Consider the following 13,452-nt stretch of genomic DNA (forward strand, 5'->3'; position numbering starts at 1 on the left):
TCAGCCGCGCACCGGGGCAGGATGCACGGACACGATCTGTTCGGAAGTTTTGCCAAAGCGGCGCTCGCGGCAACTGAAGGCGGCAATCGCCTCGTCCAGTGCCGACTCGTCGAAATCCGGCCACAACCGGTCGCTGAAGAACAACTCAGAGTATGCGGCCTGCCACAGCAGGAAATTGCTGATCCGCATTTCCCCCCCGGTGCGGATCACCAAATCTGGATCAGGCACATGGGCCATACCCATGGCACCATGCAGGCTGGCCTCGGTGATGGACTCACCGCGCGCCGCCAACGACGCGGCGGCCTGGGCGATATCCCAACGGCCGCCGTAGTTGAAGCACACGTTGAGCACCAGGCGCGTGTTTTCCGCCGTGGCGGCCTCCGCCCGCGCCAGGCCCTCGCGCACCTTGGGCGACAGGCCCGTCCGCTCGCCCACAAAGTACAGGCGCACACCGTCTTTTTTCAGCTGCGGCACTTCGCGCGCCAGCGCCATCGCCAGCAGCTCCATGAGGCCGGAGACTTCATCGACCGGACGGTTCCAGTTTTCGGACGAGAACGCGAAGACGGTGAGCACGGCCACGCCGCGCTGCACGCAGGCACGGGCGCAGCGGCGCAGCGAATCAACCCCTTGCTTGTGGCCCGCCAGACGCGGCAGAAAGCGGCGCGTGGCCCAGCGGCCGTTGCCATCCATGACGATGGCAATGTGGTGTGGCACCACCGGTGGTACAGACATGCAGAACGATCAGACCCGTGGATGGGGGACTCAGACCGCCATGATTTCCTGTTCTTTGCCCGCCACCAGGGAATCGATCTCGGCGATGTGCCTGTCGGTGAACTTCTGCACTTCAGCTTCGGCGCGCTTTTGGTCGTCTTCGGACGCCAGCTTGTCCTTGACCAGCTTCTTGACGGATTCGTTGGCGTCGCGGCGCAGGTTGCGCACGGCAATCTTGGCGCTTTCGCCTTCGTTGCGCGCCAGCTTGGTCATCTCCTTGCGGCGCTCTTCGCTCATGGGCGGCATGGGCACGCGGATCAGGTCGCCCATCGATGCAGGGTTCAGGCCCAGGTCGCTTTCGCGGATGGCTTTTTCGATCTTGGCGCCCATGCCCTTTTCCCAGGGCTGGACGCTGATGGTGCGCGAATCGATCAATGCCACGTTGGCCACCTGGCTCAGCGGCACAAAGGAGCCGTAATACTCGACCTGCACGGTGTCCAGCAGGGCCGGGTTCGCACGACCGGTGCGAATTTTCTGCAGGTTGTTCTTGAACGCAGCGATGGACTGGTCCATCTTGGTTTCGGCGTTTTTCTTGATATCAGCAATCGTCATTGTTTCTCCTCAGGGCAGGCAGGCGGCAGGCGGGGCCTGGTGGTCAGGCATACACCAGCGTGCCTTCGTCTTCGCCCATGACCACCCGCTTCAGGGCTCCGTGCTTGATGATGGAAAACACACGCACAGGCAACTTCTGGTCGCGGCACAGGGCAAAGGCCGTCGCGTCCATGATGCCCAGGTTGCGTGACATCGCTTCGTCAAAACTGAGTTGGGTGTAGCGCGTAGCCGTGGGGTCCTTATGGGGGTCGGCAGTATAAACGCCGTCCACCTTGGTGGCTTTGAGAACCACCTCGGCACCAATCTCGGCCCCGCGCAGGGCTGCTGCGGTGTCGGTGGTGAAGAACGGGTTGCCCGTTCCGGCCGCAAAAACGACGACCTTACCCTCTTCCAGATACTGCAGCGCCTTGGGGCGCACATAGGGCTCGACGACCTGCTCGATGGCAATGGCAGACATCACACGGGCCACCAGGCCCTGCTTGTCCATGGCATCCGCCAAAGCCAGCGCGTTCATCACGGTGGCCAGCATGCCCATGTAGTCGGCAGTCGCCCGGTCCATGCCGACCGAGCCGCCCGCCACGCCACGGAAAATATTGCCCCCACCGATCACCACCGCCACCTGGACGCCCAGGCGGGTCACTTCGGCGATCTCCTCGACCATGCGCACGATGGTGGCGCGGTTGATACCAAAGGCGTCATCCCCCATCAACGCCTCACCAGACAGCTTGAGCAAAATGCGCTTGTGGGCTGGTGCAGCGTGGGTCATGGAAAATTTCTCCGGTGATGGTGTCGGGACTTGGGGGGGGGGATTGCGGAAACGATCAGGCAGCAGCCTTGGCAGCAGCCACCTGGGCAGCCACTTCGGCAGCAAAGTCGTCCACCTTTTTCTCAATGCCTTCGCCGACCACGTACAGGGTGAAGCCCTTGACTGTGGTGCCGGCGGCCTTGAGCATCTGCTCGACGGTCTGCTTGTCGTTCTTCACGAAAGCCTGGTTGAACAGCGAGACTTCCTTGAGGAACTTCTGCACGCCGCCTTCGATGCGCTTGGCAACGATTTCATCGGACTGCACAGGCTTGCCTTCGGCCGTGGCCTTGGCAGCGTCTTCAGCCGCCTTGGCAGCCGCCACCGAGCGCTCTTTTTCGATCAGTTCGGCAGGCACTTCAGCGCTGGTCAGGGCCACGGGCTTCATGGCAGCGATGTGCATGGCCACGTCCTTGGCGGCGGCTTCGTCGCCTTCGAACTCGACGACCACACCGATGCGCGAGCCGTGCAGGTAGGAAGCCAGCTTGCTGCTGCCGCCAAAGTACTTGAAGCGGCGGAACGACATGTTCTCGCCGATCTTGCCGATCAGACCCTTGCGCACGTCTTCCAGCGTGGGGCCAAAGCTATCTTGCTCGTAAGGCAACGCGCCCAGAGCAGCCACGTCGGCGGGGTTGTGCTTGGCAACCAGCTCAGCGGCAGCCTTGGCCAGGGCCATGAAGCTGTCGTTCTTGCTCACGAAGTCGGTTTCGCTGTTGACTTCCACCAGGGCGCCCGTGGTGCCGTCGATGTAGCTCGCCACCACGCCTTCAGCGGTGATGCGCGATGCAGCCTTGCCGGCCTTGGTGCCAAGCTTGACGCGCAGCAGCTCTTCGGCCTTGGCCATGTCGCCATCAGCTTCGGTCAGCGCCTTCTTGCATTCCATCATGGGAGCGTCGGTCTTGCCGCGCAGTTCAGCGACCATGCTTGCGGTAATTGCAGCCATCATTGTTCCTTCAATATTCAGTTCAGTCAGTTCAGATTCGGGCTAAAAAAAAGGGGGCTCACCAGGGGCCCCGCTTTTATCCGCGATACATCGCGCAGCCGGGACTTCAGGCAGCGGACTCTTGCACTTCCACGAATTCGTCGCTGCCTTCAGGAGCCACCGCCTTGACCACTTCGTTCACGGCGTTTGCACGGCCTTCGATGATCGCATCGGCGATGCCACGGGCGTACAGCGTCACGGCCTTGGCCGAGTCGTCGTTGCCAGGGATCACGTAGTCGATGCCTTCAGGCGAGTGGTTGGTATCGACCACACCGATCAGCGGAATGCCCAGCTTCTTGGCTTCGGCCACGGCGATCTTGTGGAAACCCACGTCGATGATGAAGATGGCGTCGGGCAGGGCAGCCATGTCCTGGATGCCGCCGATGTCCTTTTCGAGCTTGGCGATTTCGCGGCTGAACGTCAGCTGCTCTTTCTTGCTCAGGCTATCAAGGCCGGTTTCGAGCTGGGCCTTCATGTCCTTCAGGCGCTTGATCGAGGTCTTGACGGTCTTGAAGTTGGTCAGCATGCCGCCCAGCCAGCGCTGGTCGACGAAAGGCACGCCAGCGCGCAGCGCTTCGGTGGACAGGATTTCGCGGGCCTGGCGCTTCGTGCCGACCATCAGGATGGTGCCGCGGTTGGCAGCCAGTTGCTTGGCGAACTTCTGGGCTTCCTGGAACAGTGGCAGCGACTTTTCCAGGTTGATGATGTGAATCTTGTTGCGATGGCCGAAGATGTAGGGGGCCATCTTGGGGTTCCAGAAGCGGGTTTGGTGACCGAAGTGGACACCGGCTTCCAGCATTTCGCGCATGGTAACGGACATAAAAATACTCCAAAGGTTGGGTCTAAAATCCAGCCCCAATACTTGCGCCGCCGTGCTTTGCACGAAGACGCAACACCTTGACAGGGCTGGTTTGCGATTGGTCTTGCCGCCTTCGCCGCGCCCACGCCACCTTGCGGCATCGCACACGCTGCTACTCTCAGCAAAACCCAAAGATTCTAGCACAGCCATGCTTTTTGACCTGACCACCACCCGCCAGCGCCTGGAGGACGGCACCAGCACCGCCCCCGCCGAACTGGAGCAATGCCTGGCAGTGGCGCAGTCTGCCGCCTGCGATCACGCCTTTGTGCGCCTTATGCCCGAGGCGGCGCGCACCACGGTGGCGCAAAACGATCCCAGCCGGCTACCGCTGGCGGGGCTTTCGGTGTCGGTCAAGGACCTTTTTGACATCGCGGGCCAGCCCACCGCCGCCGGCTCCACGGCGCTGGCCGACGCAGCGCCAGCACTGCAGGACTGCCCCGCCGTCGCCCGCCTGCGGACGGCTGGTGGCACGGTCATCGGCCGCACGAACATGGTGGAGTTTGCTTTTTCGGGCGTGGGCGTGAACCCGCATTTCGGCACGCCCGCAGCCTGGGATGGGCGCTTTGGTGCGCTGCCGGGCGCGCCGCGAATTCCCGGCGGCTCGTCGTCGGGTGCGGGCGTTTCCGTGGCCACCGGTGCCGCCTTTGTGGGGCTGGGCTCGGACACGGGCGGCTCCATCCGCATCCCGGCCGCGCTCAATGGCATTGTGGGTTTCAAAAGCACGGCCCGCCTCGTCCCGACGACGGGCGCCCTTCCGCTTTCCACCACGCTGGACACGGCCTGCGCCCTGACGCGCAGCGTGCGCGACGCCATCGTGGTGCACGAGGTGCTGGCCGCACGGCGCGTCACGCGCAGCCCCGCGCCGCTGCGCTTTTGGCGCCTGGCCGTGCCCTCCACCACCTTTCTCGACGGCCTTGATGCCACCGTGGCCCGGGCGTTCGCCCGCACGCTGGACACTTTGCGCCGCGCGGGCGCGCACATTGAAGAGATTGCACTACCACTGACGGCAGAACTGGGGCCGATGCAGGCCAGCGGCAGCCTGTCGGCCGCAGAAAGCCACGCCTGGCACCGCCCCCTGCTGGCCAGGCGCGCCCCGCAATACGACCCGCGGGTGCGCAGCCGGATCGAGCGCGGCGCCACCATGGTGGCCGCTGACTACATTGATCTGCTGCACGCGCGCCAGCACTGGATAGCCCGCATGGAAGCCGCTCTGGCCCCCTACGACGCCCTGCTCTCGCCCACGGTGCCCCTGGTGGCGCCCCCCATCGCCGATGTGGCGCCCGGCGCCGAACGCGACGCCGAGTTCTTTCGCGTCAACGCCCTGCTGCTGCGCAACACCAGCGTGGTGAACATGCTCGATGGCTGCACCCTGTCGCTGCCCTGCCATGTGGCCGGGGAACTCCCGGTCGGGCTGATGGTCTGGCACGCTGCCCTGCACGACGAAGCGGTGCTCAACGTGGGCCTGCAGATCGAGCAAATACTACAAAAATAATAGCTACCAGCGCTTTACCATCAAGCGCTAGAAGCCAAAAACACTCTAACTCATGAAGATCGCCATCGTGGGCGCCGGCATTGTCGGCGTGTCCACCGCATACGAGCTGGCCCGCGACGGCCACGAGGTCACCGTGCTGGAACAGCGCAACGCCGTCGCCGAAGAAGCCAGCTTTGCCAACGCCGGCCTGCTGGCGCCGCACCTGCTCACACCCTGGTCCACGCCCGGCCTGGGCACGCCGCTGAAGCTCATGGGCCGGCGCGCCACGCTGCGGCTGGCCCAAGGCGTCAAGGGGGCCGACCTGGCATGGCTGTGGCGCTGGCGGCGCGCAGCACGGCGCGGCGCGCAAGCCGCGCAGCTGGCGGCGCTGGAGGGCCTGGCCCGCTACAGCCAGCAGCGCCTGCTGCAGATCGCAACCGAGCACGCGCTGGACTTTGAAAGCAACCAGGGCCGGCTCATTTTGCTGCGCACCCCGCAAGAACAGGCCCGGTGGCAACCCGCCCTGCAGTTGTTGCGCGACGCCGGTGTTGCGCTGCGCGAGGTCGATGCCGACGCCGCACGCCAGATCGAGCCCGGCCTGTGCCCCGAAACCCCGCTGGCAGGGGCGCTGCACCTGCCCGACGCCATGGCGGGCAACTGCCGGCTGTTCGCACAACTGCTGCGCCAGGGCACGCAAGCCGGCGGCGTGGAGTTTGCTTTTGGCACCCGCGTGACCCGGCTGGCATCCCGGCCCATGGGCGTGCAGGTGCATGGCGAAAGCGGCACGCGGCCCTTTGACGCCATCGTGCTGTGCGCCGGCATGGCATCGGCCGCCCTGCTGCGCCCGCTGGGCTTGCGCCTGCCGTTGGCGGCCGTGCATGGCTATTGCATCAGCGCACCGCTGCGCGAGGCGCTGCATGCACCCGTGGCCAGCGTGGTGGACAGCCAGCACCAGATCACCATCACCCGCCTGGGCCAGCGCGTGCGCATTGCCGGCGGTGCCGAACTGGGCGGGCAAGGTGCCGCGCACCACGCCCCCACGCTGCAGCAGCTCTACCTCCGCATGAACGAATGGTTTCCGGGCGGCGCCCTGCTGTCCTCCGGGCTGCAGGTGTGGCGCGGCGCACGCCCCACGCTGCCCGATGGCGCGCCCGTGGTGGGCGCCAGCGGTGTGCCCGGGCTGTGGCTCAACACCGGGCATGGCGCGGGCGGGTGGGCGCTGGCCAGCGGCTGCGCCCGCGCCGTGGCCGACCTGATCGGCCAGCGCAGCCCCGATGTCAGTCTGGACGGGCTGGGGATTCAGCGCTTCTGAACCCCCGCAAAAAAAGGGGCTGGCAGCCCCTTTTGTTCGAACAAGCCGACTCGCCTCACTTCGCCGTCGGCATCACAAACTCGGCGCCCTTGGGCGTGCTCTCCGGCCAGCGCTGCATGATGCTTTTTTGCTTGGTGTAAAAACGCACGCCTTCTTCACCGTAGGCGTGCATGTCGCCAAACAGGCTGCGCTTCCAGCCGCCAAAGCCGTGCCAGGCCATGGGCACGGGAATCGGCACGTTGATACCGACCATGCCGGCCTGGATGCGGCGGCCAAACTCGCGGGCCACGTTGCCGTCGCGCGTGAAGCAGGCCACGCCGTTGCCGAACTCATGGTCATTGACCAGTTTCACCGCTTCACCGAAATCCTTGGCGCGCACCACTGCCAGCACGGGGCCGAAAATCTCTTCCTTGTAGATGCGCATGGCGGGCGTGACATGGTCAAACAGCGTGCCGCCCAGCCAGAAACCGCCTTCGCAGCCTTCGCCGGCCTGCTTGCCGTCAAAGCCACGGCCATCCACCAGCAGCTGCGCGCCCTCATTCACGCCCAGATCGATGTAGCCCGAGATGCGCTCGTGGGCCGCGCGGGTCACGATGGGCCCCATCTCGGCCGCCAGGTTGGTGCCGTTGAGCACCTTGAGGGCCCGGGTGCGCTCGATGAGCTTGGGCACCAGTTGGTCGGCCGCATCGCCCACCAGCACGGCCACGCTGATGGCCATGCAGCGCTCGCCGGCCGAGCCGTAGCCTGCGCCAATCAGCGCGTCCACGGCCTGGTCGATGTCGGCGTCGGGCATGACGACCATGTGGTTCTTGGCGCCGCCCAGGGCCTGCACGCGCTTGCCGTGGCGGGCACCGGTTTCGTAAATATAGTTGGCGATGGGGGTCGAACCCACAAAGCTGATGGCCTTCACGTCAGGGTGCTCGATGAGCGCGTCCACAGCCTCCTTGTCACCCTGCACCACGTTGAACACGCCATCGGGCAGCCCTGCCTGCTGGAACAGGTCGGCCATCAGCAGCGAGGCCGTGGGATCGGTCGGGCTGGGCTTGAGCACGAAGGTGTTGCCGGCAGCAATGGCCACCGGAAACATCCACATGGGCACCATGACCGGGAAGTTGAACGGCGTGATGCCCGCCACCACACCGAGGGGCTGGCGCAGCGTCCAGTTGTCGATGCCCGTGCTGACCTGGTCGGTGAAATCGCCCTTGAGCAACTGCGGAATGCCGCAGGCAAACTCGATGATGTCGATGCCGCGCGCCACTTCGCCCTGCGCGTCGGTGAACACCTTGCCATGCTCGGCCGTGATGGCGTGGGCCAGCGCGTCCTTGTGCTGGTTGACCAGCTCCAGAAACCTGAACAGCACGCGGGCGCGGCGGATGGGTGGCGTGTCGGCCCAGGTGGGGAAAGCCGCCTGCGCAGCCGCCACGGCCGCATCCACATCGGCGCGGTTGGCCAACGCCACGCGGCCCGTCACTGCGCCCGTGGCGGGATTGGTCACGTCCTGGCTGCGGGTGCTGGTGCCTGCGGCGCGCTGGCCCTGGATGTAGTGGCCAATGGGGGTCGACTGGGTGGCGGTGGTCATGCAAACCTCTTAAAAATCAGTGGAAAGTGCCCCGCAGTCTAGAAGCCGCGCCGCGTCCCGCCAAGACCGCCGCCGTGAATTGATTGTTCATCATGGTGAACAATAGCGGCATGAAATCGACGAACCCCATCCACCCAGAAGCCCTCTGGTCCCACCTGCACTGGCTGGTGGTGCTGGGCGAACAGGGCAGCTACACCGGCGCGGCGGCGCGCCTGGGCGTGAGCAAGGCGGCCATGAGCCAGCACATTGCCGAGCTGGAGCGCGCGGCAGGCGTGCCGCTGGTGCGGCGCACCACGCGCAGCGTGGGCCTGACCGAGGCGGGGCGGCAACTGGTGGACGACACGCGCGGCGCCTTCGAGCGCATCGCCGAGAGCTTTGCCGGCGTGCGCGACCGCGCCGGTGTGCCCCACGGCCGCCTGCGCGTGACCGCCCCCGTGGCGCTGGCACGCCAGCAACTGGTGCCCCGGCTGCCCGCGTTCTTGCGCGCCTACCCGGAGGTGCGGCTGGAGCTGGACCTGTCGGACAAGCTGCGCTCGCTCACCCTCGAAGGCCTGGACCTGGCCATCCGCCACACGGCCGTGGCACCCGACACCCATGTGGCCTGGCTGCTGTGCACCACGCGGTCCGTGCTGGTAGCCAACCGCGCCTACCTGCGCCGCACCGGCATGCCCCAAACGCCCGACGACCTGCGCCTGCACGACTGCCTGCACTACCCCCGCACCCAGGAAGCCCCGGCGTGGACCTTCGAGCCCGTGGTGCCGGGCAACTCCCCACGCATGACCGTGCCCGTCACCGGCCCGCTGGCCGCCAACAACAGCGAGGCCCTGCGCGATGCGGCACTGGCGGGCCTGGGCATTGCGCTGGTGCCCGACTTCAGCGCGCAGGCGGCGCTGCAGGCCGGGAAACTGGTGGAAGTGCTGCCGGATTGGCGGCCCGTGGGCACCTTCAGCGAGACCATCCATGCAATCCGCCCCTACTCGGCCCATGTGCCGCGCGCGGTGGCGGTTTTCGTGGAATGGCTGCGGGAGGCTTTTGCGCCCGGATTCAGGGCCTGACGCAGCAATGGCTCGCCGCACCGTTGACAGCCCACAATAGACAATGCTTTCTGATTGACGCCCCCATGGAAAAAACTGCCATGCACCTCATCACACCCCAGCAGCCGCACCCCCTGTTCAACACGGCAGCCACCCGGCGCCTGGAGCAACAGGCCGCGGCAGCCCTGGCGCCGCACACCCTCATGCAGCGCGCCGGCCTGGCGGTGGCTCGGCTGGCACGGGCGCTGGCTCCCCATGCCCGCACCGTGTGGATTGCCTGCGGCCCCGGCAACAACGGCGGCGATGGGCTGGAGGCGGCCATGCACCTGCAGCGCAATGGACGGCGGGTGGTGGTGACCTGGCTCGGCACCCCCGAGCACGCGCCCGCTGACGCCCGCCAATCATGGCAGCGCGCACAGGTCGCAGGCGTGACCTGGGCCGACGCAGCGCCCCCCGGCATGACCGCCGCCGACCTGTGCATCGATGCCCTGTTGGGGATTGGCGTCACCTCCACAACCACGCGGGCGCCCGACAGCCGGATGCTGGCCCTGCTGGCGGCCTTGCAGCACAACCCGGCGCCCGTGCTGGCCGTCGATCTGCCCTCGGGCCTGGATGCGGACACGGGCCAGTTCGCTGCAGGTTTCGCATTGCCGGCACCGCCCGCATCCCGCAATACGCACAAACCACGCCACACGCTCAGCCTGCTCACGCTCAAGCCCGGCCTGTTCACGGCGGCTGGGCGCGACGCGGCCGGCAGCGTCTGGCTGGATGATCTGGGCGTATCTCAGCAACCAGAGCCCCCCAGTGCATGGCTGGCCGGCCCCGCCCTGCCCGCACCGCGCAACCACGCCAGCCACAAGGGCAGCTATGGCGACGTGGCGGTTGTAGGTGGCGAAGGCCTGGCGGCGCGCGGCCTGGGCATGACGGGCGCTGCGCTGCTGGCGGCATCTGCCGCATTGCACGCCGGCGCGGGCCGGGTGCTGGTGGCCTTGCTTGACGATGGCCAGATGGCGCTGGATGGGACGCAGCCCGAGTTGATGTTTCGCCGCTTTGACGCGCTGGCGCTGGAACAGCTCACGGTGGTGTGCGGCTGTGGCGGTGGCGAAGCCGTGCGCGCGGTGCTGCCCGCCGTGCTGGAAAAAGCCGCCCGGCTGGTGCTGGACGCCGATGCGCTCAACGCCGTGGCCGCCGATGCCGCGCTGCGCGCCGGTGTCGCGTCACGCGCCGCGCGGGGGCTGCCCACGGTGCTGACACCGCACCCGCTCGAAGCGGCTCGGCTGCTGTGCCTGTCCGCCGCCGAGGTGCAGGCCCACCGGCTCCATGCAGCGCAGCAACTGACAGAGCAGTTCCAGTGCGTGGCTGTGCTCAAGGGATCGGGCACCGTGACCGCAGCACCGGGGCACCCTCCAACCATCAACCCCACCGGCAACGCACGGCTCGCCACGGCGGGCACCGGCGACGTGCTGGCGGGCATGGTGGGTGCGCGCCTGGCAGCGGGCGTCGAAGCCCGGCGCGCAGCATTAGAAGCCGTGTACATCCACGGCCTTGCCGCTGACCACTGGCCTGCGGGGCGCACGCTGACAGCCAGCGCCCTGGCGCGGCACATCACCGAAAGTTATGCATAAAAAAGCCCGCTAGCGCTTATCCATAAAGCGCTAGCAGCTATCATAAAAAGAGCAAACCGGACACCGCTGCCGCGCGGTGGGCTGCCTTGGGCTCAACTGCGGCGCGGCTTGCGGCCCTTGCTTTTGCCGGCGTTGCCGTTGGCGGCGGCCTTCTTGGCCGATGACTTTGCCTTGGCCGGAGAGCGCGCGGCCTGCTCCCGCGTCATCGAGGCGCGCTCGGTGGCAGACAACTCAGGTGCCGGTGCGCGCTGGCGGCCCGCCGAACGGCCACCCGCCTTGCGCGCGCCATCCGATTGCGGCGCCACGCCCTTGTCCTTGAGTGCGCGGCCCAGCAGTTCCTCACCCTCGCGGATCAGGCGGAAATCGATCTTGCGTCCATCCAGGTCCACGCGGCTGACCTGCACGCGCACCCGCGTGCCAATCGAATAACGGATACCCGTGCGTTCACCGCGCAGCTCCTGGCGCGCTTCGTCGAACTTGAAGTATTCGCCGCCCAGCTCGGTGATGTGCACCAGGCCTTCGACGTACATCGCATCCAGCGTCACGAAAATGCCGAAGCTGGTGGCCGCGCTGACCACGCCGCTGTATTCCTCGCCCAGATGCTCGCGCATGTATTTGCACTTGAGCCAGGCCTCGACATCGCGGCTGGCCTCGTCGGCGCGGCGCTCGTTGGCGCTGCAGTGCAGGCCGGCGGCCTCCCAGGCCTGCGTATCGCGGCTGGGGGGCGGCACATCCTTGCGCGGCTTGGTGCCCGGCGCCGCCACGCGGGCCGCCAGGCGCTTGGCCAGCTTGGCATGGGCCTCGCCCGGGGTGGGCAGCGCGGGCAGCTTGTATTTGCTCTTGCCCAGAATGGCCTTGATGACACGGTGCACCAGCAGGTCGGGGTAGCGCCGGATCGGGCTGGTGAAGTGCGTGTAGGCATCGAATGCCAGGCCGAAGTGACCGCTGTTGACGGGCGTGTAGATGGCCTGCTGCATGGAGCGCAGCAGCATGGTGTGGATCTGCTGCGCGTCGGGCCGGTCTTTGGTGGCCTCGGCAATCGCCTGGAACTCCGACGGATGGGGGTTGTCGCCAATCGTCATGCCCACCGCCATGGCCTTGAGGTAACCGCGCAGAATTTCCTGCTTCTCGGGCGTAGGGCCTTCGTGCACACGGAACAGGCCTGGCTGGCCACCCTGCGCGATGAAGTCGGCGCTGCACACGTTGGCCGCCAGCATGGCTTCCTCAATCAGCTTGTGGGCATCGTTGCGGGTGCGCGGCACGATCTTTTCAATGCGGCCGTTCTCGTCGCAGATGATTTGCGTCTCGGTGGTTTCAAAATCCACCGCGCCGCGCTCACGGCGCGCCACCAGCAGCGCACGGTACACGTCGTGCAGGTTGATCAGGTCCTTGACCCGGTCCTTGCGTTTGCTGGCCTCGGGGCCACGGGTGTTGGCCAGGATGGCCGCCACCTCGGTGTAGGTGAAGCGCGCGTGGCTGTACATCACGGCCGGGTAGAACTGGTAGGCCTGCACCTCGCCCTTGGCGGTGACCAGCATGTCGCAGACCATGCACAGGCGCTCCACCTCGGGGTTGAGCGAGCACAGGCCGTTGCTCAGCTTCTCGGGCAGCATGGGGATCACGCGGCGCGGGAAATACACACTGGTGGCGCGGTCGTAGGCGTCGATGTCGATGGCGCTGCCGGTCTCCACATAGTGGCTCACGTCGGCAATGGCCACCAGCAGGCGCCAGCCCTTGGAGCGGCCGACCTTGGCGGGCTCGCAATAGACGGCGTCGTCAAAGTCGCGCGCGTCTTCGCCGTCGATGGTGACCAGGGGCACATCGGTCAGGTCCACGCGCTGGCGCTTGTCCTGCGCGCGCACCTTGTCGGGCAGCTCCTTGGCCTGCGCCAGGCATTCGGCAGAAAACTCATGCGGCACGCCATATTTGCGCACCGCAATTTCGATTTCCATGCCCGGGTCGTCCACCTCGCCCAGCACCTCGGTGATGCGCCCCACGGGCTGGCCAAACAGCGCCGGGGGCTCGGTCAGCTCGACCACCACCACCTGCCCTGGCTTGGCCGCGCCGGTGGCGCCCTTGGGGATCAGCACGTCCTGCCCGTAGCGCTTGTCTTCAGGCGCCACCAGCCAGACGCCGCTTTCCTGCAGCAGTCGGCCGATCAGGGGCTGCGGCGGGCGTTCGATGATTTCCACCACGCGCCCCTCGGGGCGGCCTCGGCGATCCTGGCGCACGATGCGCACACGCACACGGTCCTTGTGCAGGACTGCGCGCATTTCATTGGGGGGGATGTAGATGTCGCCTTCGCCGTCATCGCGAATGACGAATCCATGGCCGTCGCGGTGCCCCTGTACGCTGCCTTCAATTTCGTCCGACAGATGCGCAGCGGGTGCGTCGGGGGTAATTTTTTTGATATACAATCTTAGACTTTCCTGAAATGCCCAGGTGGCGGAATTGGTAGACGCACT

The 13,452-nt window shown here is 66.5% G+C and carries 11 protein-coding genes; 4 read left to right on the top strand and 7 right to left on the bottom strand.

The window, feature by feature from the left end:
- From uppS to rpsB, 5 genes are all read right to left on the bottom strand, one after another.
- Positions 1-732: a polyprenyl diphosphate synthase gene (gene uppS / locus J8G26_RS13630; RefSeq protein ID WP_210569557.1), complete on the bottom strand. Its 732-nt coding sequence runs from the start codon at positions 730-732 to the stop codon at positions 1-3.
- A 30-nt stretch (positions 733-762) separates the two neighbouring features.
- Positions 763-1,323, bottom strand: coding sequence for a ribosome recycling factor (frr, locus tag J8G26_RS13635; RefSeq protein WP_087744792.1), 561 nt, complete (start codon positions 1,321-1,323; stop codon positions 763-765).
- A 43-nt stretch (positions 1,324-1,366) separates the two neighbouring features.
- A complete protein-coding gene (gene pyrH, locus J8G26_RS13640; protein WP_087744788.1) occupies positions 1,367-2,089 on the bottom strand; it encodes a UMP kinase in 723 nt (240 codons plus the stop codon).
- Between the two features lie 55 nt (positions 2,090-2,144).
- The gene (gene tsf, locus J8G26_RS13645; protein WP_087748214.1) at positions 2,145-3,068 is read right to left on the bottom strand and encodes a translation elongation factor Ts; all 924 of its coding nucleotides are present in this window, start codon (positions 3,066-3,068) and stop codon (positions 2,145-2,147) included.
- A gap of 106 nt (positions 3,069-3,174) precedes the next feature.
- Complete coding sequence (rpsB, locus tag J8G26_RS13650; RefSeq protein ID WP_087744785.1) at positions 3,175-3,927, bottom strand: 30S ribosomal protein S2; 753 nt, start codon at positions 3,925-3,927, stop codon at positions 3,175-3,177.
- Positions 3,928-4,114: 187 nt separating this feature from the next.
- Here rpsB and J8G26_RS13655 point away from each other — a divergent pair, with 187 nt between their 5' ends.
- Both J8G26_RS13655 and J8G26_RS13660 read left to right on the top strand, forming a co-directional pair.
- Positions 4,115-5,458 carry an amidase gene (locus J8G26_RS13655; RefSeq protein ID WP_210569559.1) on the top strand — a complete coding sequence of 448 codons (1,344 nt, stop codon included), beginning with the start codon at positions 4,115-4,117 and terminating at the stop codon, positions 5,456-5,458.
- 52 nt (positions 5,459-5,510) lie between these two features.
- Entirely contained in the window at positions 5,511-6,749 is a 1,239-nt protein-coding gene (locus J8G26_RS13660) for an FAD-dependent oxidoreductase (protein ID WP_210569561.1), read from the top strand.
- A gap of 55 nt (positions 6,750-6,804) precedes the next feature.
- Here the strand turns inward: J8G26_RS13660 and J8G26_RS13665 are convergent, their stop codons facing one another.
- Complete coding sequence (locus J8G26_RS13665; protein ID WP_210569563.1) at positions 6,805-8,328, bottom strand: CoA-acylating methylmalonate-semialdehyde dehydrogenase; 1,524 nt, start codon at positions 8,326-8,328, stop codon at positions 6,805-6,807.
- A gap of 110 nt (positions 8,329-8,438) precedes the next feature.
- On the opposite strand from J8G26_RS13665, the gene J8G26_RS13670 reads away from it, so the two are divergent.
- Both J8G26_RS13670 and J8G26_RS13675 read left to right on the top strand, forming a co-directional pair.
- Positions 8,439-9,383 carry a LysR family transcriptional regulator gene (locus tag J8G26_RS13670; protein ID WP_232476496.1) on the top strand — a complete coding sequence of 315 codons (945 nt, stop codon included), beginning with the start codon at positions 8,439-8,441 and terminating at the stop codon, positions 9,381-9,383.
- Positions 9,384-9,463: 80 nt separating this feature from the next.
- On the top strand, positions 9,464-10,987 hold the full coding sequence (locus J8G26_RS13675; protein WP_087748212.1) for an NAD(P)H-hydrate dehydratase: 1,524 nt from the start codon (positions 9,464-9,466) through the stop codon (positions 10,985-10,987).
- A gap of 92 nt (positions 10,988-11,079) precedes the next feature.
- Here the strand turns inward: J8G26_RS13675 and rnr are convergent, their stop codons facing one another.
- Positions 11,080-13,404 (bottom strand): ribonuclease R, encoded by a 2,325-nt coding sequence (rnr, locus tag J8G26_RS13680; protein WP_087744775.1) that lies wholly within the window; start codon positions 13,402-13,404, stop codon positions 11,080-11,082.
- Between the last annotated feature and the right edge of the window lie 48 nt (positions 13,405-13,452).

Origin of the sequence: Acidovorax sp. JG5 (assembly GCF_017939685.1) — a bacterium.
In the GTDB taxonomy this organism is placed as follows: domain Bacteria; phylum Pseudomonadota; class Gammaproteobacteria; order Burkholderiales; family Burkholderiaceae_C; genus Acidovorax.

What these genes read in the sequence shown, in the direction of transcription:
- J8G26_RS13670 (WP_232476496.1), top strand. Translation starts at nt 8,439, where the DNA reads ATGAAATCGACGAACCCCATCCACCCAGAAGCCCTCTGGTCCCACCTG.
- J8G26_RS13655 (WP_210569559.1), top strand. Translation starts at nt 4,115, where the DNA reads ATGCTTTTTGACCTGACCACCACCCGCCAGCGCCTGGAGGACGGCACC.
- pyrH (WP_087744788.1), bottom strand. Translation starts at nt 2,089, where the DNA reads ATGACCCACGCTGCACCAGCCCACAAGCGCATTTTGCTCAAGCTGTCT.
- rpsB (WP_087744785.1), bottom strand. Translation starts at nt 3,927, where the DNA reads ATGTCCGTTACCATGCGCGAAATGCTGGAAGCCGGTGTCCACTTCGGT.
- J8G26_RS13665 (WP_210569563.1), bottom strand. Translation starts at nt 8,328, where the DNA reads ATGACCACCGCCACCCAGTCGACCCCCATTGGCCACTACATCCAGGGC.
- J8G26_RS13675 (WP_087748212.1), top strand. Translation starts at nt 9,464, where the DNA reads ATGCACCTCATCACACCCCAGCAGCCGCACCCCCTGTTCAACACGGCA.
- tsf (WP_087748214.1), bottom strand. Translation starts at nt 3,068, where the DNA reads ATGGCTGCAATTACCGCAAGCATGGTCGCTGAACTGCGCGGCAAGACC.
- J8G26_RS13660 (WP_210569561.1), top strand. Translation starts at nt 5,511, where the DNA reads ATGAAGATCGCCATCGTGGGCGCCGGCATTGTCGGCGTGTCCACCGCA.
- uppS (WP_210569557.1), bottom strand. Translation starts at nt 732, where the DNA reads ATGTCTGTACCACCGGTGGTGCCACACCACATTGCCATCGTCATGGAT.
- frr (WP_087744792.1), bottom strand. Translation starts at nt 1,323, where the DNA reads ATGACGATTGCTGATATCAAGAAAAACGCCGAAACCAAGATGGACCAG.